This window comes from Telluria sp. ZB4P37, assembly GCF_059685855.1.
This window is the reverse complement of the sequence record NZ_JCASID010000003.1, coordinates 1-22241: the sequence shown is the minus strand read 5'-3', so window position 1 is coordinate 22241 and position 22241 is coordinate 1. Positions and strand designations below refer to the sequence as shown.

17 protein-coding genes are annotated in these 22241 nt (G+C 64.7%); 11 read left to right on the top strand and 6 right to left on the bottom strand.

All coding sequences use genetic code 11. From position 1 onward, the window contains the following. Window positions 1–56 precede the first annotated feature (56 nt). The 4 genes from hemE to AC56K1_RS07385 all read left to right on the top strand — a co-directional run bounded on the left by hemE (window position 57) and on the right by AC56K1_RS07385 (window position 4790). The gene (gene hemE, locus AC56K1_RS07400; RefSeq protein ID WP_497157206.1) at window positions 57–1139 is read left to right on the top strand and encodes a uroporphyrinogen decarboxylase; all 1083 of its coding nucleotides are present in this window, start codon (window positions 57–59) and stop codon (window positions 1137–1139) included. 546 nt (window positions 1140–1685) lie between these two features. After that, entirely contained in the window at window positions 1686–3692 is a 2007-nt protein-coding gene (locus AC56K1_RS07395) for a primosomal protein N' (RefSeq protein ID WP_497157205.1), read from the top strand. A gap of 90 nt (window positions 3693–3782) precedes the next feature. Further along, a complete protein-coding gene (locus AC56K1_RS07390; RefSeq protein ID WP_497157204.1) occupies window positions 3783–4604 on the top strand; it encodes an SEL1-like repeat protein in 822 nt (273 codons plus the stop codon). Beyond that, window positions 4605–4790, top strand: coding sequence for a hypothetical protein (locus AC56K1_RS07385; protein ID WP_497157203.1), 186 nt, complete (start codon window positions 4605–4607; stop codon window positions 4788–4790). Between the two features lie 50 nt (window positions 4791–4840). Here AC56K1_RS07385 and senA read toward each other — a convergent pair whose 3' ends face one another. Both senA and AC56K1_RS07375 read right to left on the bottom strand, forming a co-directional pair. After that, the gene (gene senA / locus AC56K1_RS07380) at window positions 4841–6052 is read right to left on the bottom strand and encodes a selenoneine synthase SenA (protein ID WP_497157202.1); all 1212 of its coding nucleotides are present in this window, start codon (window positions 6050–6052) and stop codon (window positions 4841–4843) included. A 61-nt stretch (window positions 6053–6113) separates the two neighbouring features. Further along, entirely contained in the window at window positions 6114–7247 is a 1134-nt protein-coding gene (locus AC56K1_RS07375) for a sensor histidine kinase (protein WP_497157201.1), read from the bottom strand. A 283-nt stretch (window positions 7248–7530) separates the two neighbouring features. On the opposite strand from AC56K1_RS07375, the gene AC56K1_RS07370 reads away from it, so the two are divergent. Continuing rightward, window positions 7531–8970, top strand: a complete 1440-nt coding sequence (locus AC56K1_RS07370; RefSeq protein WP_497157200.1) for a dihydrolipoyl dehydrogenase — start codon at window positions 7531–7533, stop codon at window positions 8968–8970. Between the two features lie 118 nt (window positions 8971–9088). Here the strand turns inward: AC56K1_RS07370 and AC56K1_RS07365 are convergent, their stop codons facing one another. From AC56K1_RS07365 to modA, 3 genes are all read right to left on the bottom strand, one after another. Continuing rightward, on the bottom strand, window positions 9089–9574 hold the full coding sequence (locus tag AC56K1_RS07365) for an SRPBCC family protein (protein WP_497157199.1): 486 nt from the start codon (window positions 9572–9574) through the stop codon (window positions 9089–9091). 102 nt (window positions 9575–9676) lie between these two features. Continuing rightward, window positions 9677–10375 carry a molybdate ABC transporter permease subunit gene (gene modB / locus AC56K1_RS07360; protein ID WP_497157198.1) on the bottom strand — a complete coding sequence of 233 codons (699 nt, stop codon included), beginning with the start codon at window positions 10373–10375 and terminating at the stop codon, window positions 9677–9679. 1 nt (window position 10376) lies between these two features. Then, window positions 10377–11144 (bottom strand): molybdate ABC transporter substrate-binding protein, encoded by a 768-nt coding sequence (gene modA, locus AC56K1_RS07355; protein WP_497157197.1) that lies wholly within the window; start codon window positions 11142–11144, stop codon window positions 10377–10379. 66 nt (window positions 11145–11210) lie between these two features. Between modA and AC56K1_RS07350 the strand changes: the two genes are divergently transcribed. The 3 genes from AC56K1_RS07350 (at window position 11211) to AC56K1_RS07340 (ending at window position 15822) form a co-directional block, all read left to right on the top strand. Beyond that, window positions 11211–13271, top strand: a complete 2061-nt coding sequence (locus tag AC56K1_RS07350) for a UvrD-helicase domain-containing protein (protein ID WP_497157196.1) — start codon at window positions 11211–11213, stop codon at window positions 13269–13271. Between the two features lie 165 nt (window positions 13272–13436). After that, window positions 13437–15578, top strand: a complete 2142-nt coding sequence (locus AC56K1_RS07345; protein ID WP_497157195.1) for a DUF4214 domain-containing protein — start codon at window positions 13437–13439, stop codon at window positions 15576–15578. 40 nt (window positions 15579–15618) lie between these two features. Further along, the gene (locus AC56K1_RS07340; RefSeq protein ID WP_497129180.1) at window positions 15619–15822 is read left to right on the top strand and encodes a SlyX family protein; all 204 of its coding nucleotides are present in this window, start codon (window positions 15619–15621) and stop codon (window positions 15820–15822) included. A 76-nt stretch (window positions 15823–15898) separates the two neighbouring features. On the opposite strand, the gene AC56K1_RS07335 is transcribed toward AC56K1_RS07340, so the two are convergent. Beyond that, window positions 15899–17206: a GMC family oxidoreductase N-terminal domain-containing protein gene (locus tag AC56K1_RS07335; protein ID WP_497157194.1), complete on the bottom strand. Its 1308-nt coding sequence runs from the start codon at window positions 17204–17206 to the stop codon at window positions 15899–15901. Window positions 17207–17412: 206 nt separating this feature from the next. Here AC56K1_RS07335 and AC56K1_RS07330 point away from each other — a divergent pair, with 206 nt between their 5' ends. The 3 genes from AC56K1_RS07330 to AC56K1_RS07320 all read left to right on the top strand — a co-directional run. Then, window positions 17413–19542, top strand: coding sequence for a M3 family metallopeptidase (locus AC56K1_RS07330; protein WP_497157193.1), 2130 nt, complete (start codon window positions 17413–17415; stop codon window positions 19540–19542). An 82-nt stretch (window positions 19543–19624) separates the two neighbouring features. Further along, entirely contained in the window at window positions 19625–21751 is a 2127-nt protein-coding gene (locus AC56K1_RS07325) for a M3 family metallopeptidase (protein ID WP_497157192.1), read from the top strand. Between the two features lie 217 nt (window positions 21752–21968). Continuing rightward, a partial coding sequence (locus AC56K1_RS07320) for a DUF4372 domain-containing protein (protein ID WP_497157191.1) occupies window positions 21969–22241 on the top strand: 273 nt, incomplete at its 3' end.

Below are 22241 nucleotides of genomic sequence, written 5' to 3'. Positions count from 1 at the left end.
GTGTCAGCCCGGGAATGCGATAATAGGCGTTTTCCTTCTGTCTTCTATTGTCAGCCATGCCACAATTTGCCCCGCTCCAGAACGACACCTTCCTGCGTGCGCTGCTGCGCCAGCCGACCGACTACACCCCGGTATGGCTAATGCGCCAAGCGGGCCGCTACCTGCCGGAATACCGCGCCACGCGCGAACGCGCCGGCTCGTTCCTGGGCCTGGCGAAGAATCCGGACTATGCCACCGAAGTCACCCTTCAGCCGCTCGACCGCTTCCCGCTGGACGCCTCGATCCTGTTCTCGGACATCCTGACCGTGCCGGACGCAATGGGCCTGGGCCTGTACTTTGCCGACGGCGAAGGCCCGAAGTTCGAGCGTCCGCTGCGCAGCGAAGAGGCGGTGCGCGCCCTGGCAGTCCCCGATATGGCGTCGCTCGACTATGTATTCAAGGCGGTGACCCAGATCCGTACCGCGATCAACGGCCGGGTGCCGCTGATCGGCTTCTCGGGCAGCCCGTGGACCCTGGCCTGCTACATGGTCGAAGGCGCCGGCTCGCGTGAATTCCACACGGTCAAAAAGATGATGTACACGCGGCCCGACCTGATGCACCACATCCTGGACACCAATGCGCGCGCCGTGGCCCAGTACCTGAACGCCCAGATCGATGCCGGCGCCCAGGCGGTGATGATCTTCGACTCCTGGGGCGGCGCGCTGGCCGATGGCGCTTACCAGGAGTTCTCGCTGAACTACATGCGCCAGATCCTGGGCCAGCTCCAACGCGAGAAAGACGGCGTACGCATCCCGGCGATCGTGTTCACCAAGGGCGGCGGCCTGTGGCTGGACGAGATGGCCGACATCGGCGCCGACGCGCTGGGCCTGGACTGGACCGTGAACCTGGGCCGCGCCCGTGCGCTGGTGGGCGATCGCGTCGCCCTGCAGGGCAACCTCGATCCCGCCATTCTGTTCGCGGCGCCGGAGCAGATCCGCGCCGAAGTCGAGCGCAGCCTGGGCGCCTACGGCACCCCGTCGGCAGGGCATGGCCACGTCTTCAACCTCGGCCACGGCATTTCGCAGTTCACGCCGCCGGAGTCGGTGACGGCGATGGTGGAAGCCGTCCACAGCTTCAGCCGCAAGCAGCGCGCCGCATAACGCTAGCTGCCAGTTGCGGCACAGCCCGCCGCAGCAAAATCACACTTGTACACAAGTTGGTAAAACATCGAATTTATTCCTGTGGACATCTTTGCGTTAGAAATAATTTCGCAACATCATGATTCATAAGGATTTTTTACTTAAAGAACTGTGGATTTACACAGTAGGTCATTTGTACTAGTTGTGAAATATCCCAGCTTTATCTGCCTTGTTCACAAAGTTATCAACAGGCGCGCATGAGTTCGGTGAAAACCCTTACGTTTACGGGGACTTAGCCCAACTCTTTAAGTAAGGTGTGAAGAGTGTGGTGCAGCGCAGCGATTTTTCCCGCACCACATGTGCAGTTATGCACAGCAAGGGGAATCCAGATGAAGTTGTAAACAGGGATAACTCGTGTTTTACAAGCCGTTGAATTTATTAGGTTTTTTCGTACTCCCCAGGTGAATTCCGGGGTTTGGGTTGATCTAACGTAAACCTCCAGCGGGGTCAAGCAGCGCACTATTCACAAAGTTTTCCACAGCTTGCTGGGATAAGAGAAGGTTGGTTTTGGCACACTGTTTCCTTGAAGTCGCGCTCGATACACCGCTCAACAGCTGCTTTGACTACCGCTGGGCTTGCCAGCCGGGCGAAGAGCCACTGGTTGGCCAGCTGGTGCTGGTGCCGTTCGCACGCCGCGAAGTGGTCGGCCTGGTCGTGGCAGTCAAGGAGCACAGCGACGTCCCCCCAAGCAAGCTCAAGGATGCCCTGGCTGTGCGCAGCCAGTTGCCGCCGCTGTCGGCACGCTGGCTGGCGCTGGCCCGTTTCGCGGCCGACTATTACCAGCGCCCGCTGGGCGAGGTGGCGCTGCCCGGGCTGCCGAAGAACCTGCGCGTGCCCAAGACCGTGGCGCTCGACCGCGCACTGAGAAAATTGGCCAAGGACGAGACGCCGCACGACCCCACGCCGTCCGGCATGCCCGTCTTGAACCCGGAGCAGCAGACGGCGGCTGACGCCATCGGCGGAGCGCAAGGCTTCACGCCGATCCTGCTGTATGGCGTGACGGGCAGCGGCAAGACCGAGGTCTACCTGCAGGCCTGCGCCCAGGTGCTGGCGCGCGACGATGCAGCGCAAATCCTGATCCTGGTCCCCGAGATCAACCTGACCCCCCAGCTGGAAGGGAATATCCGGGCGCGCTTCCCCGGCGTGATGCTGGCGACCCTGCACAGCAGCCTGTCCGAGGGCGAGCGCACGCTGCACTGGATGGCCGCGCACGCCGGCAAGGCGCGCATCGTGCTCGGCACCCGCCTGGCGATCCTGTCCTCGCTGCCCCACCTCAAGCTGATCATCATCGACGAGGAGCACGACCCCTCGTACAAGCAGCAGGAAGGGCTGCGCTATTCGGCGCGCGATCTGGCGGTATGGCGCGCGCACCAGCTGGCCATCCCGATCGTGCTGGGATCGGCCACGCCCTCGCTGGAGAGCTGGCACCACGCCAGTTCGGGCCGCTACCGCAAGCTCGAACTGCGCGAGCGCGCCGTGCGCGACGCCGTGCTGCCGACCGTGAAGCTGGTCGACCTCGAGCGCGACCGTCCCAAGGACGGCTTGAGCGGCGCGCTGCTGGCGGCCCTGCGCCAGCGCCTGGACCGCGGCGAACAGTCGCTGCTGTTCCTGAACCGGCGCGGTTATGCCCCGGTGATCACCTGCGAGGCCTGCGGCTGGATCAGCAACTGCACCCGCTGCACTTCGTTCATGGTGCTGCACAAGCCCGAACACCGGCTGCGCTGTCACCATTGCAGCCTGGAGCTGCGCATCCCGCGCCACTGCCCGACCTGCGGCAACGTCGACCTGCAGCCGCTCGGGCGCGGCACCCAGCGCGTGGAGGAAGGACTGCAGGCGATGTTCCCGGAAGCGCGCATTCTGCGCATCGACGCCGATTCCACCCGCCTGAAGGGCAGTGCCCAGGCGGCTTTCGATACCGTGCACCGCGGCGAAGTGGATATTTTGATCGGCACGCAAATGGTCGCCAAGGGCCACGATTTCAAGAAGCTCACCCTGGTGGGCATCCTGAACCCGGACACCGCGCTGTTCTCCCAGGATTACCGCGCCAGCGAGCGCCTGTTCGCCCAGCTGATGCAGGTGGCGGGCCGCGCCGGGCGCGCCGGGGCGGCGTCCGAGGTGCTGGTGCAGACGCGCTACGCCAGCCACCCGCTGTATGGCGCGGTGGTGCGCCACGACTACGACCGCTTCGCCGGCAGCCTGCTCGACGAACGCCGCCAGGCCGGGCTACCGCCCTACATGTACCAGGCGCTGCTGCGCGCCGAGGCGCCCGAGCTGGCTACGGCGATCGCCTTCCTGGAAGCGGCGCGCGACAGTTATCCGCTGGAGGGCATCATGATCAACGACCCGATCCCGATGACGATGACCCGCGTGCACAATGTCGACCGCGCCCAGCTGCTGGTGGAATCGAACTCGCGCCCGGCGCTGCAGGCCTTCCTGCGCGAGTGGATCGAGATCCTGCGCGCCATGAAGTCGCGCGTGCGCTGGTCGCTGGAAGTCGATCCGCTCGATATCTGATTTCCACGCAAGTGTGGCGATCGGAGAGAATTCACGCCCCTTGCCTCTGCTAGAGTCCTGTCCTGGCCCCCATGTGACAGGAAAGCCGCCGTGCGCGCATCCATTACCGCTACCTTGCTGCTTGCCCTGCTGGCCACTTCCATCGACGCAGCCGCCGGCACCTATTCCGGCGCCCTTGCCGTCGACGCCGTGCGCGGCAGCATTGCCGCGCGCGACTGCCAGACTGCCGTCAAGCGGCTCAAAAGCGGCCTGGAAAACGAGTACCCCGAGATGTCCCTGCTGGCCGGATCGATGTACGAAAACGGCCTGTGCGTCAAGCGCGACTGGTCACGCGCGGTGAGCTTCTACGTGCAGGCCCATGACGCGGGCGAAACCGATGGCGCCGCGCGCATCGCGGCCGGCTATGCCGATCCGGCCAATGGCCCGGACGTGGCGGCCGCACTCTGGTGGGCGCGGAAGACGCCCGGCTTCCCCGCCGGTTCGTGCAGCGTTTCCAGGGAAGGCCTGGCCGACCCGGACCGCTTCGTCGCCGAACTGGCGGCCTGGCCGAAGGATCGCCTGGCCTTCTGCAATTACGTGATCGGCGTGCTGTCGACCATTGAGGCAGAGGTGAAATACCCGGAACTGGCCGCAGACCACGGCATCGGCGGCGATGTGACGCTGCGCTTCCTGGCCGGCGTGCCGCGCATCGAGCTGCAGCGCGGCGAATCGCGCGAATACGAGCTGCTGGGCTGGGTCAGCGCCGATACGCTGCGCGACCGCAAGACGCGCAAGATGGGCGACGGCTTCGTCGACGCACTGAGCAGCGTGGCCAACCGCGCGCTGGCGCGTTATCCGCATCCGGGCGGGATTCCGGCCGATGCGCTGATTCAGGTTAAGTTCAGTTTCGCGATCAGCCATGTGGTGCGTTGAGTGCTGCCCGCCGACTGGTTCCAAAAAACGAAAGCGTCCAATGTATTCACAACCGCCTCTATTTCTGGTGTTTCTCTTGTTGCTGGCCGCCGTATCGACGGCTGCAAAGGATCGCCGCATCAAAATCGGTTTCCCGTCGCAACGCTGGTGTTTGCATTGATTGGTGCGAGCGGGATGTTGCGGTGATTGGCGCAGTCTTGACCGGCTGGATGGGGGTGACGCCCCCTGGCAGCAGCCTACAAAGCGCAGGTACGAAACCCGGCGAAGATGTCATCCCGTTCGGGCGTAAAGAAGTTGCGGAAATGCGGGGAGCGCAGCCGCATCGGTGTCGCGAACGAGGCCCCGCGCAAGGTCTGGCGACTGCCGAAAGACGGCGCCGAGTACTCAAGGTAGCGATCGGCGCTGAAACCCGCGTAGGGAAGAAAGCGTGAGTCCGTCCATTCCCACAGCTGGCCCCATCGGAAACCAGGCTGGTCCGAACCGGCGATGTATTCCCATTCCTCTTCAGTCGGCAGGCGCCGTCCGGCCCAGCAGCAATATGCTTGCGCCTCGTACAGGCTCACGTGGCGCACCGGCTCGGCCAGGTCCAGCGCTGCCGGGCTGCCGAAGCGCACGGTGTGCCATGCGTCGCCTGACGCTTCCCGCTGCCAGTAGCGCGGCGCGGCGCGTCCGGTCTCGGCCAGCCATGCGCGTCCAGCTTCGCTCCAGTAGTCGAGGCGCTGGTAGCCGCCATCGCGCACGAAGTCTCGGTATGCAGCATTCGATACCAGGCCGGCGTCGATCGCGAACGGGGCGACCTGGCGAGGCGCCGCCTGCTTCTCGTTGTCGAACACGAAGCCCCGCGACTGCTCGCCACCGAGCACGATACTGCCGCCGGCGCAGGCAATCTCGCGGGGGGCCGGGCTTTCCTGCGCGCTCGCGGCCGTGGCTGCTGCAAGGGAGGGCGCCGCCGCCCCCAGGGTCTGCAAGGTGTACAGCAGGGCTTCCCCATGCATGTCCTCATGCGCCAGCACCAGGCGATACGGATAGAGCGCCGCGTCGTCCCCGGGCATGCGCGCCAGCCGGTCGCGGATCTGGTCCAGCACGGCGCGGCAATAGCCCTTGATCGCCTCCGGGCCGGGCAGGTCGAGCGACCAGCGCGTGCCATGGGCCACGTTGTTCGAGTCGAACCAGTCGTCGCCGTGGGCCAGCAGCGAAGGCCCGGTGGCGTCGCCCGGCGCGCTGCTGCGCGCTTCGCGCAGGACGAACCATTCCGCGAACCAGGCGATATGCCCCAGCTCCCACAGCGGCGGGTTCAGGGTGGGCAGGCGCGGCACCTGCGCCGCCCGGTCGTGGCCGGCGGCAGCCAGCGCGTCGAACAGGGCCAGCGTATGCTGCCGTGCCTCGTGCAAGGCGAGCTCCAGCGCGCGCGGGTCCATCTGCCGGAAAGATGCATGGGCTTCTGTCATGCCCCGATTGTACGGCCTATCCCGCCGCTGCCGGCGAGTCGGCCAGCACCGGCGCGGGCACTCAAGGCGCCAGGCGGCGCGGCAGGCTGATGATAAAGGCGCAACCGACGCCCGGAAAATTCTCGACTGTGATGTCGCCGCCGTCGGCGGCAATGCTCTGGCGGGCAATCGACAGGCCCAGGCCCAGGCCCGATTTATCGTCGCCGCGCTGTGTGAACGGAGAAAACAGCGCCGCCGAGTCGCCGCCTGGCAGGCCACCGCAATGGTCCATCACCTTGATCAGCACCTGGTCGCCGGAAGCATAGGCGGAGAGGGCGACAGGCGTATGGGCACAGGTGAACTTGAAGGCATTGTTCAATACGTTGGCCAGTGCCGCCAGCAGCAGGTCGCGATTGCCCGCGATACCCAATCCGGGCTCGACCGGCGTCACCAGCAATTCGCACTCGCGCTCGCTCGCGTCCAGCTGTGCCGACTCGCGCGCTTCGGCTATGAAGGCCGCCAGAGAAAACGCATTATCCGTTCGCTCGGCCACTTGCTTGACGCGCACTTCGTCGAGCGAACTGGTGATCAGGCGCTTCATTGCTTCGTGGCTGCGCTTGAGCACGGCGCCGGTCGCTCCTGCTACCGGCAGCGCGCCGGCCTCCATGGCGCTGACCGCCATCGTCGCGACGCTCAAGGAATTGCGCAATTCATGCATCAGGAAACCGAGGCGCTCGTTCAGGTCCGCTGACTGTTGCCGGGCAATGGAGGCATCGCGCTGGAAGCTGAACTCGGTGACGGCGTCCGCGATCGCATTGTCCAGGCAGCGGTTCAGGGTACGGAATTCGTCGATGGTAAATGGCGCATCGCGCTCGACTGCCAGGTCCGTGATGGCCTGGCACAGGTCGCCGTAGTCGTGCACCACCTGGTCGACGGTATATCCCAGGGCAAGCAGGGCGGTGCCGTGGGCGGCGGCGCTGACGCCCATTTCGGACAGGGCTGCGTTGTCGCCGCCGGACGCGCCGGAGATGGCCATGCCCGCGCCTTCCCCTTCATCCTGCTCGGCTTCAAGCGTCCTGGTCAGCTGGCTGAGGAACATCGGGATGCCGTTGCGTAGTTGTGCAGACGTGGCATGCCGTCTGGGACGTTTCGCTACTTTGGCCACGCAGCGTGCGATCAGGTCCTGGGCATTGTTTGCCAAAAAATCGTGCATCATGGGCGGGCTTCCGGGACAGGTGGGGAGCACGTCAGGCGCGGGCAGGCGGCTCGAACTCGAAGATCACGTTGAGCGCCCCCGGTATCGGCAGCGCGGCTGGAAGTGTCATACGCATCGTGGATATCACAATCCACGGTGCGCTTGTTTTCCGCTCCGGTCAACAAGCATTTCAAACTAACTGGTCTGTAAGAAGGTGCGCATGCAGGAGTCGTGGCCGGTGCCCGGTTCCAACGGCCCTGCTGAAAATCGCGTATCGTTCCATCATGGATATGCGGAGAAAACGATGAACAAACTGATCGTGGACGTCGCCGTCATCGGCACCGGCACGGCCGGCATGACGGCTTATCGCGCCGCCAGGGCGCAGGGCGCGCGCGCCGTGGTGATCGAGGGCGGCCAGTACGGCACCACCTGCGCGCGGGTCGGCTGCATGCCGAGCAAGCTGCTCATCGCAGCCGCCGAGGCGGCGCATGCGATGCAGCATTCCGCTCCCTTCGGCGTGCATGCGGGCGCAGTCCGCATCGATGGGCCGGCGGTCATGGAGCGGGTGAAGCGCGAGCGCGACCGCTTCGTCGGTTTCGTGCTCGAAGGCGTGGACTCCTTCCCCGACGAAGACAAGCTGCGCGGCCATGCGCGCTTCACCGGCCCGCATACGCTGGTCGTGGACGACCATACCGAGATCACCGCGGCGCGCATCGTGATCGCCACCGGTTCCACGCCGCTGCGCCTGCCCGAACTGGAGAACGTCGGCCCCGGCATCGTCACCAGCGACGACGTGTTTTACTGGGACGACCTGCCGCAATCAGTGGCCGTGATCGGGACCGGCGTGATCGGGCTGGAGCTGGGCCAGGCCCTGGGCCGGCTCGGCGTGCGCGTCAAGTTCTATGCGCGCGGCGGCAGCATTGCCCACATCACCGACCCCGAGGTACTGCGTGAAGCCGGCCGCGTGCTGAACGAGGAACTCGACATCCAGTTCCAGTCGAAGGTGGTGCGCGCCGTGCAGGATGGCGACGAGGTGGCGCTGACCGTCAGCGACGCCCTCGGCAAGGAAAACACCGAACGCTTCCAGTTCGTGCTGATGGCGGCCGGGCGCACGCCGAACGTGCACGGGATCGGCCTGGAAGAAACCGGCATCGAGCGCGGCAAGGATGGCATTCCCCTGTTCGATGCACGCACGATGCAGTGCGGGAGCAGCCATATCTTCATCGCGGGCGATGCCAACAACGAGCGCCCGCTGCTGCACGATGCGGCCGACCACGGCAAGATCGCCGGCGACAATGCGGGCCGCTACCCGGACGTGCGTCCAGGCCTGCGCCGCACGCCGATCGCCGTGGCCTTCACCGAACCGAATATCGCCACGCTCGGCGCGAATTACCGCAGCCTGTGCGAGGGCGGCAAGCGCAAGTTCGCGGTCGGCTCGGTGTCGTTTGCGAACCAGGGCCGCAGCCGGGTGATGTTGCAGAACAAGGGGATGCTGCGGGTGTATGCGGAATACGGCTCGCGCCGTTTCCTGGGCGCCGAGATGATCGCGCCGCGCGCCGAGCACCTGGCGCACACGCTGTCATGGGCCTGCCAGATGCGCATGACGGTGGACCAGATGCTGGAGATGCCGTTCTATCACCCGGTGATCGAGGAGGGCGTGCGCACGGCGCTGCGCGACCTGGCGCACTGCCTGACCAAGGGCGAGAGCGAGATCGATGCGGCCGATAGCGAACCGGGGACATAGTTCCGGCCGCGGGATGTCAACGAACTTGGGCCCCGGCCTTCGCCGTGGCGACGGTCTTGGAGCCAACAGTCGATTCATGCGCGAGCGGGCCAATCCGCCGATAAGCCGCGCATGGACGTCAGTTCAGATAGCTCGCATCCAGCTTACCTTCGCTGGCCAGCTGGCGCAGGATCCGCACCGTATCGATATCCGCTTCCTGGTAGGCCGAGCGCTTGAAATCGTCGTACATCTTGTTGACTTCGTCGGTGTGCTCGCCCTGGCCGTCGTCGTAGGTGAAGCGCACCAGCAGCATGGCATTGGTCGGGGTCTCGATGGTCATCTTCAGGCTCGATGCCGCAATCTCGCCCTGTGCCGGCACCTCGAAGCGCACTTCCTGCAGGGGCATCATGTGCACGACGTCGTCGATCACCAGGTCGCCGTAGCGCAGGCGGCGCGCGAAGCTGCCGCTGGTGCGCTCGCCGATCTGGCATTCGTCCAGGTGCGGCACGAACAGCTTGGGCGACTCCGCGCGCAGCACCAGGCCGCGCCATAGCTGCTCGATGGTGAGGGTGTCGACCAGCGGGTTGAGCGGATCGTTGATCTGGATGAGATGTTCAAATTTCATGGTGCGGGTGTCCAAAAAAGCGCCGGCGCTCGCGCGCCGCAAGGGCGAGATGGTACCCGATTGCAGGCCCGGGCGTCGCGCCGGTGCTGGTTATTGCCGGGGTCAGTTACCCAGCAGCGAAGCATGCTGCTTGCGCTGGAAGAAGGCGATCGCGGCCAGGATCACGAACGAGATCACCAGCAGCACCAGCGCATACGCATGCGCCGCCTCGTAGTTGAGCTTTTGCGCCTCGTCGTAGAGCGCGATCGAGGCGACCCGGGTCTGGCCCGGGATGTTTCCGCCTAACATCAGCACGACGCCGAACTCGCCCATCGTGTGGGCGAAGCTGAGCGACAGGCCGGTATAGATGCCGTTGCGCGACAGCGGCAGCACCACCGAGAAGAAGGCCTGGCGGCGTGTGAGGCCCAGCGCCAGCGCCGACTGCACGAGGTCGCGGCTGACGTGGCGGAAGGCCGACTGGATCGGCTGCACCGCGAAGGGGAGGCTGTAGATGACCGAGCCGGCCACCAGGCCCGCGAACGAAAAGGGCAGCGGGTGGCCGAACACCGACAGCCAGGCCGCGCCGACTGGGCGCTGCGGCGCCATCAGCATCAGGAGATAAAAGCCGATCACGGTCGGCGGCAGCACGATCGGCAGGCTGACCAGGGTTTCGATGAACAGGACGCCGCGCATCCGGCTGGTGTTGAGCCAGTTGGCGAGCGGGATGGCAATCGCCAGCAGCACCAGCGAGGTCACCAGCGACAGGCGCAGCGTCAGCGCGAGCGCGGTCCACAGCTCGGGGGCGAAGGCAACGCTCCCCAACTCAGTCTTCCAAGGCAGGTGGCAGGCCGAAGCCGTGGCGCTCGAGGATGGCGCGCGCTGTTGGTGTACCGAGGAAGCGTACGAAGCGCGCCGCCTGCGGTGATTTGGCGCCCACCGCGGTGACGATGGCGCCCTGCTCGATTGGCGCGACGCCCGCATCGCTGATCAGGTGGTAGCGGCCTACGCCCGCCATCCTGGGCGAGCGCACGGTGGCCAGCGATACGATGCCCAGTTGGGCGTTGCCGGTCTGGACGAACTGCGCCGCCTGCGCGATGTTCTCGCCGATCACGAGGCGCGGCTGCACGGCCTCCCATAATTTGTCGCGCACCAGGACGGCTTTCGCGGCGCGGCCATAGGGGGCGGTGTCCGGGTTGCCGATGGCGATGCGCTTCACCCGCGCATCGCGCAGCAGGGGCAAGCCCTGGCTGACATCGAAACGCGCATCCGTGCTCCACAGCACGATGCGGCCGATCGCATAGGGGCGCAAGGTAGCGCCGTCGGCCGCCCCGAGCTTGGCCAGCTGGGTCGGATACATCATGTCGGCCGACAGGAAGACATGGAAGGGCGCGCCGTTGCGGATCTGGGCAAAAAAGTTGCCGGAAGCGCCAGTAGAGATCTTGATCTCGGCCTCCGGGGCTTCCTTGCGGAAAGCAGCCGCCAGCTCGTCGATGCAATACGCCAGGTCGCTGGCCGCCGCCACCAGCAGCGGCGCGGCCGTGGCCGGCAGCGCGAGCAGTGTTGCAAACAGGATGAGCAGCAGTTTTTTCATGAAGCCATTTTAGCGCGGCGGACAACTCATCGTTACAATACCCGGCCATCCTGCAGAAACTTTCCCATGTCCAACGCACCAAAATTCGGCCTCAACGGGCCGCAAAGCGAAGCCGTGCTTTATCTGGACGGCCCGTGCCTGGTGCTGGCGGGCGCCGGTTCGGGAAAAACCCGCGTCATTACGCAGAAAATCGCGTACATGATCGAAGACCGCGGCTACGATCCGCGCACGATTGCCGCCCTGACCTTTACCAACAAGGCAGCGCTCGAGATGCAGGAGCGCATCGCCAAGCTGCTCAAGCAGCCGAAACAGGCCAAGCAGCTCACGGTGTCCACCTTCCACTCGCTGGGCGTCAAGATCTTGCGCCAGGAGGCGGCCGGCGTCGGCCTGAAGGACAAGTTCTCGATCATGGACAGCGACGACTGCTACACCATCGTCTCCGACCTGGCGCTTACCACCGACAAGCAGGAAATCCGCCGCATCCAGAATGCGATCTCGCTGTGGAAGAACGGCCTGGTCGACCCGGAAGACGCGATTCGCGAAGCAAAAGACGAGGACGAAGCCATGTCGGCGCGCGTCTACCGCAGCTACCTGGCGACCCTGCAGGCCTACCAGGCGGTGGACTTCGACGACCTGATCCGCCTGCCGGTGGAGCTGTTCCGCAACAACGAATCGATCCGCGACCGCTGGCAGCGCCGCCTGCGCTACCTGTTGATGGACGAATACCAGGACACCAACACCTGCCAATACGAGCTCGTGAAACTGCTGGTGACGGGCATCGGCAAGAAACCGATGTTCACGGCCGTGGGCGACGACGACCAGGCGATCTACGCCTGGCGCGGCGCGTCCGTCGAAAACCTGAAAACCCTGCAGACCGATTTCCCTGACCTGCGCGTCATCAAACTCGAGCAGAACTACCGCTCCACCACCCGCATCCTGCAGGCGGCCAATGCCGTCATCGGCAACAACCCGAAGCTGTTCGAGAAGTCGCTCTGGTCCGAGCACGGCCTGGGCGAGCCGATCGAGGTGCTGGGCATGCAGAGCGACGAGCAGGAAGCCGAGCAGGTGACGATCATGATCTCGGCCGACCACTTCCAGCGCAAGAACAAGTGGGCCGACTACGCAATTTTGTACCGTGGCAACCACCAGGCCCGCGTGATCGAGCAGTCGCTGCGCAAGGAGCGCATCCCGTACACGATGTCGGGCGGCCAGAGCTTTTTCGACAAGGCCGAGATCAAGGACGTCATCGCCTACCTGCGCCTGATCGCCAACCAGGATGACGACCCGGCCTTTATCCGCGCGGTGACAACTCCGAAGCGCGGGGTCGGCATGGCCACGCTCGAGGTGCTGGGCGAATTTTCCAAGCAGTGGAACTGCTCGCTGTTCGAGGCGGCGCAAAAAGGCGGCCTGGAGGCCAAGCTGGCCGAGCGCCAGTTGCAACCGCTGCGGGGGTTTTGCTATTTCATGAACGGCCTGGAAGACCGCGCCACGCGGCCGGGCCCGTCGGGCAGCGGCGACAATGCCGCCGAGGTGCTCGACGACATGATGAAAGAGATCAATTACGAACACTATTTATATGAGAACTTCGACGACCGCGCGGCCCAGGCCAAGTGGCAGAACGTGCTCGAGTTCACCAACTGGCTGAAGGAACGCGGCCGCGGCGGGCGCGACCGCGACGGCGAAGAGAAGAACCTGCTCGAGCTGACCCAGATGGTGGCCCTGATGTCGATGCTTGAGGGCCAGGACGAGGAGCAGGACGCGGTGCGCATGTCGACCCTGCACGCCTCGAAAGGCCTGGAATACCCGCACGTGTTCCTGGTGGGTGTGGAAGAGGGCATCTTGCCGCACAAGGGCGACCCGGATGCGCCGGTGGAAATCATCGCCGCGCGCATCCAGGAAGAGCGGCGCCTGATGTATGTGGGCATCACGCGCGCCCAGCGCACCCTGCGTCTGACCTGGTGCAAGAAACGCAAGCGCGCCGGCGAACTGGTGCACTGCGAGCCCTCGCGCTTCATCAAGGAGATGGCGCTCGACGTCGGCGATGCCCCCCCGAAGGAAACCGAAGTCATCACGCCGAAAGAACGGCTGGCTAGCCTGAAAGCACTGCTGGCGACGCCTAAATTGTAAGCATCTGTTACCGCAGCTTCCCATTCCGTTGCGCAGAAGCCTTAAACGCTTGGCAAGACCTGCGCACGATTGAATTCTCATTTGACTTCTCTTGTCCCAGAAGAAATACTTCTGGGACGAGGAAACTCAGCAGCAACTTACTTGATAGTTTACAAAGGCTTTGGTATGGCAACGGTAGCGGATCTGACGAATGTACCCCTCTCTGGACAGCAATACATCGACGCATTGCTCGATACGGGACCGCATTGGAATTACATTACCGGCCTGCCGGCGAATACCCTGTATTACACCTTCTCGATTGCTTCGGGTAACGAAGCTGGACGCACCGGGCAGGAAGCCTTCACGCTGGCGCAGCAGAACAGCGTGCGCATCGCGCTGAACGACCTGCGCACGATCACCGGTATTAACTTCATTGAAACAGCCGATGGCGATGCCGCGCAAATTCACCTGTGCAATGCGAACATCGAGTCCAGCAACACCGTCGGCCTGTGCAGCTGGAGGGGCGGCTATAACTACAACCCGTCGACCAACGAAGTCACCAAATACGACGCCGACGCCTGGGTCTATCTCGACAATGCCGAGTGGCGCGCGCGCAACCGCGACCTGACGCCGGGCTCGGAAGGCTACGAGACCCTGCTGCACGAACTGGGCCACGCACTGGGCCTGAAGCATCCCTTCGAAGGCGACATCGTCCTGCCTGCTGCGCTGGACAATGCAGGCAATACCATCATGACGTACACCAACCACGCGATCAACCACGCCGATTTCAGCCAGTACGACGTGGCTGCGCTGAACTGGATCTACGGCGGCGACGGATTGGGCGGCGCGCTTGGCTTCAACGCTCCGACCAACGCGGTCTATCTCACCGGTACCAGCAGCTCCGAAACGCTGACAGGTACCGCTTTCAATGACACCCTGCAGGGCAATGGAGGAAATGACGTGATCAATGGCGGCAATGGCAACGATACGGCGGTCTTTATGGGCGCGCGTAGCAACTACAACATCAGCGGCAATGCAGACGGCAGCCTCACGGTCGCCAGCGCGTCGGAAGGCGTCGACACCCTGCTGTCCATCGAGCAGCTGCGCTTTGCGGACATGACCGTCCAGCGCGCGGCAGTGGTCGATGCGACCGCACCGGCAGCGCCGACCTTCGCCGTGACCAAGAACGCCAACGGCTACACCACCGGCAACACCCCGCTGATTACCGGCGTCGCAGAAGCCGGCTCCACCGTGAAGATCTATCTCGGCGGGAATGTCATCGCCACCACCACGGCCGGCGCCAACGGCGTGTTCCGGGTGGTCGGCAATGCCCTGGCGGACGGCACGAATTACCAGGTCTACGCGACCGCCACCGATACCTCGGGCAATACCTCGGCCTTCAGCCCGCTCGATACCTTCAATGTCGACAGCAAGGCGCCGACCGCCCCGACCAATACCTTCTCGCTGGACCAGGGCGGCAACAAGCCCGTGTTCTCGGGCACCGGCGAAGTCGGCACCAGCATCGTGCTGGTACATGTCAACAAAGCCATTGAAATCGGTCGCGCGACCGTGGGCGGCGACGGCAAGTGGAGCATTGATTCCACCCCGCTGCCCAACGGCAGCTATGTCGTCAGCGCCGCCTCGGTGGACATCGCCGACAACGCCACGAGCGCCACCACCCGCATGAACTTCACGGTGGCGAGCAACGCCAACCAGACCGGCACCGGCGGCAACGACAAGTTCAACGTCGGCGGGGGCGACAACGCCATCGACGGCGGCGCCGGCGTGGACACCGCGGTCTACGCGGGCAGCGCCGCCAATTACACGGTCGCACGTGGCATCTGGGGCTATACCGTCACCGCCAAATCCGGCACCGATGGCAAGGACGCGCTGATCGACGTCGAGCGCATCCAGTTCTCCGACGGTTACAAGGCCATCGATATCGACGGCATCGCCGGCAAGGTCTACCGCCTGTACGAAGCCGTCTATGGCCGTCCATCGGACAAAACCGGCATGGGCTACTGGATGGACCGCATGGAACACGGCACCAGCCTGCTGCAGGTGGCGAAGGAGTTCATCACCAACCAGCCGGAATTCGTCCAGCAATACGGCGCGAACCCGAGCAACGGCGAGTTCCTCAACAAGCTGTACATGAACATCCTCGACCGCGCACCGGATGCAGCCGGTTACGAATACTGGGTCGGACGCATCGTCGACAGCAGCCGCGAGCAGATCCTGATGGAATTCAGCGAAGGCTTCGAGAACCAGGCACAGGTGATCGGTACCATCAGTACCGGTATCGATTATACGCCGTGGGGCGCGCCGTAAGCCAGGCTGGCATAATGCCGGCTTTACGCCGGAGTATGCCGTGAGCCAGGAAGACCGTTTCGTCGACATCGAGATCAAGGTCGCGCACCAGGAAGACCTGGTCGAGACCTTGAACCAGACCATCTACCAGCAAGGCCGCCGCATCGACAAGCTCGAAGCGATGGTGGCCGCGCTGGCGGAGCACGTCCGCAACCTGCAGACCAGCCGCCAGGGGCCGGTCAACGAACGTCCCCCGCATTACTGATCGGCCGGCGTACTTGGGCGGCTCGTAATCCGGGCCACTGGCCCGGATTATCCCGCGCGTCCAACCGGCGCTCGCTTCATCGCGCAATCACAGCATCCCGCCCCAAGGCTTCCCCCAGCCGCTTCCCCAAGCATAGCAAGGTCAGTGTCGGCGGCAATCCCCACGCCCCCGGTATCACCGACGCATCGCACACGTACACACCCGGCGCCGCACGCAGGTCGCTGTCGACGCTGGCACCGATCGGCACGCTGCCCCCCGGATGCGCGGCGAAATGGTGAGTGGCGAACACGCGGCGCGCACCAGCCTCCCGCAAAATCGCGCGCGCCATATCGACACCCTTGACCAGGCGCGCCCGGTCGCCCGGCGTAAGCCGCTTGTCCACCCAGCGCGGCCCCACCGCGCCGCCGACTTCGTCGCGGATCTTCACCATGATGCTCAGCGTGTGCCGGTGCGCTCCCAGGCGGTCGATGCGGCCGGCCTGCAGCGCGAAGGCCTGGAACATCGGGCGCGGCAGCGTCAGGTCGGCCAGCGTGACGCCGTCTTCATGGAAGCTGGCGCCGGCCGCCATCGGCACTTCGGCGCCGCCGATGCCATCGCCCAGATCATCGACGCTGCCCATCACCGCCACCACCGGGTCGCTGAAGAAGGGCGCATGGTGCGGCCCCAGGCCGGACGCGTGCAGCAGGCGCGGGCTGCCGATGCCGCCGCCGGACAGCACCACCAGCGGCGCACGGGCGACCTGCACGGCGCCGGCGCGCAGCAGCTCGACCCCGGCGGCCCGTCCGTCTTCCATCAGCACGCGCAGTACCCGGCTGCGGTCGAACAGCACGGCGCCGTCGCCGCAGGCCTGCTCGACGAAGTCGCGCGCACTCCATTTGGCACCGTAGGGGCAGCCGTACACGCAGCGCCAGCAGCCGCTGCGGCAGGCCTCGGGGCGGATCATCTTGTCGAGTTTTTGCCAGTCGAAGCCGGCGCCGCGCGCGGCCCCCATGATGCGCGCCGCCATCGGGCCGACCAGGCTGTCCGGCAGCGGCGCCAGCGGCAGTTCGGCGCGCAGCGCGGCCAAGGCCGGCGCCAGGTCGATGCCGTGGGCCGCGAAGGTCGCCAGCGGGGGCGCGGCAGCGGTGGCGAAGTTCAGCGCCGAGCTGCCGCCCAGGGCCGTGCCGGATACCAGCAGCGACGCGTCGCGGTGCAGCCAGGCGCCTTTACCGGGCAGCGCCATGGTGGCCATCTGCGTCAAGGTGCCGGCCAGCGGCGCTGCGCTGCCCTGCTCGAGGATGAGCACGCGCGCGCCGGCACGCGCCAGTTCGCGCGCAGTGCTGGCGCCGCCGGGACCGGTGCCGACGACGATCGCATCAAAGGGTCGTTCGATGAGGGAATCCATTGGCCGAAGAAGAGGGTAGGGGCGATGCTAACACGGACCCAGTAAGCGCCATCCGGAGCTTGCCGCGGGCGTCAATACGGGCGTCAATACGCTCCTGCATACATACGCTTTCTTGTGACGTCATGCGACCAAGCCTGCTATGATCTTCGCGCAACGGCTGTCGAGCACGTCCGGCAGCTCCCTCCCAAGAGTCCGTGAAAGATCTCATGAACCGACCAAATCTGCTCATCGTTGCCGCCAGCCTCGCGCTCGCGCATGCAGCGATCGCGGCGCCTGCCGCACCCAGGCTTGACGCTTCCAACCCGTTTGCCCAGCCCAGCAGCCTGCCGCTGAACTACCCGGCCTTCGACAAGATCAAGAACGAGCACTTCCTGCCTGCGTACGCGGCCGGCATGGCCGAACACCTGGCGGAGATCAACGCGATCGCCACCAGCAAATCGGCGCCTGGTTTTGAGAACACCATCGTGGCGATGGAACGCTCCGGCGAGATGCTCTCGCGCGTGGCCGCCACCTTCTCGAACCTGCAGACCGCGAACACCAACGACACGCTCGACGCGGTGGACCGCGAGATGTCGCCGAAGCTGGCTGCGCACAACGACACCATCTACCTGAACCCGGCCCTGTTCCGGCGCGTGAAGACCCTGCACGACAAGCGCGCCACGCTGGGCCTGGACGCCGAATCCAAGCACCTGCTCGAGCGCGTGTACAAGGAGTTCGTGCGCGCGGGCGCCAACCTGTCCGCCGCCAACAAAGAGAAGCTGAAAAAGTACAACGGCGAGATCGCCTCGCTGCAGTCGGAATTCTCGCAGCGCGTGCTGAAGGAAGCCAATGCGTCGGCGCTGATCGTCGATTCCCGTGCGGAGCTGGCCGGCTTTTCGGACGCCGAGATCAACGCCGCCGCGGCGGAAGCCGACAAGCGCGGCCTGAAGGGCAAGTACGCGATCGCCATCGTCAACACCAGCAGCCAGCCGCCGCTGGCCACGCTGACCAACCGCAGCACGCGCGAGCGCCTGATGGCGGCGTCGCTGGGCCGCGGCAGCCGCGGCGGCGAGTTCGACACCCGCGAACTGGTGCTGCGCCTGGCCAAGCTGCGCGCCGAACGCGCCGTGCTGCTGGGCTACCCGAACTATGCGGCGTATTCGCAGGAACTGGAAACCGCCAAGAACCCGGCCGCCGTCAACAAGCTGCTGGCCGAACTGGCCAAGCCGGCCGTGAACAACGCGCGCAAGGAAGCAGCAGAAATCCAGAAGGTCATCGACGCCAACAAGGGCGGCTTCCAGGTGGCGAGCTACGACTGGCCGCTCTACCAGGACAAGGTGCGCGCCGCCAAATACAACTTCGACGAGAACCAGCTGCGCCCGTACTTCGAACTGAACCGCGTGCTGGTCGACGGTGTGTTCTTCGCCGCGACCAAGGAATACGGTATCACCTTCAAGGAACGCAAGGACCTGCCGGTGTACGACCCGGACGTGCGCACCTTCGACGTCATCGATGCGGACGGCAAGCAGCTGGCGATCTTCATCTTCGACCCTTACGCCCGTGGCAACAAGCAGGGCGGCGCCTGGATGAACGAATACGTCTCGCAGTCGCACCTGCTGGGCAAGAAGCCGGTGGTGGGCAACCACCTGAACATCCCGAAGCCGCCAAAAGGCGAGCCGACCCTGCTGACCTACGACGAAGTGCGCACCGCCTTCCACGAGTTCGGCCACGCGCTGCACGGCATGTTCTCGAACGTGAAATACCCGCACTTCTCGGGCACCAGCGTGCCACGCGACTTCGTCGAGTATCCGTCGCAGGTCAACGAGATGTGGGCGATCTGGCCTGAGGTTTTATCCAACTACGCCAGGCACCACCAGAGCGGTGCGCCGATGCCGAAAGAACTGCTCGACAAGGTGGTCGCCTCTAAAAAGTTCAACCAGGGCTACATGACCACCGAATACCTGGCCGCGTCGCTGCTCGACCAGCGCTGGCACCAGCTCACCCCTATGCAGATCCCGAAGGATGTGCTGTCCTTCGAAGCCAAGGCCCTGAAGGATGCGGGCGTGGACTTTGCGCCGGTGCCGCCGCGCTACCGCACGACCTATTTCTCGCATTCGATGAACGGCGGCTATTCGGCCGGCTACTATGCCTACCTGTGGAGCGAGAAGCTCGACGCCGACACCGTCCAGTGGTTCATGCAGAACGGTGGCTTGTCGCGCAAGAACGGCGACCACTTCCGCAAGACCCTGCTGTCGCGCGGCGGCACGGCCGATGCGATGGACCTGTTCCGCAACTTCCGCGGCCGCGACCCGGTCATCGAGCCGCTGCTGGAACGCCGTGGCCTGACCGGTAACTGATCCCCTGCGCCGCCCCTTCCTGCCGCCACGAGCGGCAGAACGGGACGGCGTGTTGTCCTTACTACCCACATAACGAGACACCATGAACCGTTCACATATCCTGCTGGTCGCCGCCGCCAGCGTTGCCGCCAACCTGGCCTATGCCGCCCCGGCCTCGATGCTCGAAGCGTCGAACCCGTTCGCGAAACAGAGCACCCTGCCGTTCCAGTACCCGGCCTTCGACAAGATCAAGAACGAGCACTTCGCCCCGGCCTACGCCGAAGGCATGCGCCAGCAGGCGTTCGAGATCGAAAAGATCGCCAACAACAAGGCCGCGCCGACCTTTGACAACACCATCGTCGCGATGGAGCGTTCGGGCCAGCTGCTGAATCGCGTCGGCATCGTCTTCAACACCCTGACCGGCTCATACACCAACGACACCCTGATCGCCCTCGACAAGGACCTGGCGCCGAAGCTGTCGGCCCACAGTGACGCAATCCGCCTGAACCCAAAACTGTACGCACGCGTGAAGGCACTGTATGACAAGCGCACCAAGCTGGGCCTGGATGCAGAATCTCAGTATCTGGTCGAGCGCTACCACACCGACTTCGTGCGCGCCGGCGCCAAGCTGTCCGACGCCGACAAGCAAAAGCTCAAGGCGATGAACGGCGCGCTGGCCGCGCTGTCGACCCAGTTCGCGCAGAACGTGCTGAAGGAAGCCAACGCCTCGGCGCTGATCGTCGACACCCGCGCCGAGCTGGCCGGCATGTCGGACAAGCAGATCGACGCCGCCGCTCTTGAAGCCAAAAAGCGCGGCATGGAAGGCAAGTTCGCGATTCCGGTCGTGAACACCACCCAGCAGGCCGGCCTGTCGGTGCTGACCAACCGCGCCACCCGCGAAAAACTGCTGGCTGCTTCGCTGGCGCGCGGCTCGCGCGGCGGTGAATTCGACAACCGCGAGGTCGTGCTGAAGCTGGCCAAGCTGCGCGCCGAGCGCGCCACGCTGCTGGGCTACCCGAACCACGCCGCCTACAACCTGGAAGACCAGACCGCGAAGACCACCGGCGCCGTCAACAGCCTGCTGGCCGAATTCGCCAAGCCGGCCGTGAACAACGCACGCAAGGAAGCGGCCGAGATCCAGAAAGTGATCGACGCGGAAAAAGGCGGTTTCCGGGCCGCCGCCCACGACTGGGCCTTCTACAGCGACAAGGTGCGCGCGGCGAAATACGCCTTTGATGCCGGCCAGCTGCGCCCTTATTTCGAACTGAACCGCGTGCTGGTGGACGGCGTGTTCTTCGCCGCCAACAAGGAATTCGGCCTGACCTTCAAGGAGCGCAAGGACCTGCCGACCTACAGCGAAGACGTGCGCACCTTCGACGTGTTCGACCACGACGGCAAGCAGCTCGCCATCTTCACCTTCGATCCGTACGCGCGCCCGATCAAGCGCGGCGGCGCCTGGGCCAATGCCCTGGTCGCACAGAGCAAATTGATGGGCACCAAGCCGGTCATCGCCAACAACCTGAACATCGCCAAGCCGGCCGCCGGCGAGCCGACGCTGCTGACCTACGACGAAGTGCGCACCACCTTCCACGAGTTCGGCCACGCGCTGCACGGCATGTTCTCGGACGTGAAATACCCACGCTTCTCGGGCTCGCGCGTGCCGCGCGACTACGTCGAGTTCCCGTCGCAGGTCAACGAGATGTGGATGGCCTACCCGGAAGTGCTCGGCAACTACGCCAAGCACTACCAGACCGGCGCGCCAATGCCAAAGGAACTGCTCGACAAGGTGCAGGCTTCGCAGCAGTTCAACGAAGGCTTCCGCACCACCGAATACCTGGCCGCGTCGCTGCTGGACCAGGCCTGGCACCAGCTGTCGCCGAGCCAGATCCCGACCGACGTGCTGGCCTTCGAGGCTGACGCGCTGAAGAAGGCCGGCGCGGACTTCGCGATGGTGCCGCCGCGCTACCGCACCACCTACTTCTCGCACACCTTCTCGGGAGGCTATTCGGCCGGCTACTATGGCTATCTGTGGGCCGAGAAGCTGGACGCGGACACGGTCAACTGGTTCAAGGAGCACGGCGGCCTGACCCGCAAGAACGGCGACCACTTCCGCAAGACCCTGCTGTCGCGCGGCGGCACGATCGATGCGATGCAGATGTACCGCAATTTCAGCGGGCGTGATGCGCAGGTGCAGCCGTTGTTGGAGCGTCGGGGGTTGACCGGTAACTGATGCCGGAGCCGGTTGTGTAATGCGGCTGGCGCTGTTGGCAGCTTCAATAAACTTGGGTTCCCCGCGCAGGCGCACTGCTGTCCAAGATAAGTGGCAGATGAGTTGCCAGGGGCTACCGAAGATGAGTTGCTGAAGGGTATCGGGAGGGGGTTGCAGGTAAAGGTTTAGGGTTGTAAAAACCCCGAGTTCTCACGCTCACAAACCTAAACCCGCAACCATGTCTACGATAACCACTTTTCACGCCGTTTTAAAGGGGTTGCCGCGTGCCGTGTTCAATCGGTGCGTCGAGCGGCATCATGCCGATAAAGGTTGCAAGCGTTTCCGTCAGTGGGATCACTTGCTTGCAATGATGTATGCGCAACTGAGTGGTGCTTCCAGTTTGCGCACACTCGAGCTGGGTTTCAATAGCCATGGCATGCATCACCGCCGGCTGTGCACCAGTAAAGTTCACCGCAGCACCTTGGCTTGGGCGAGTCAGAACCATTCGGCA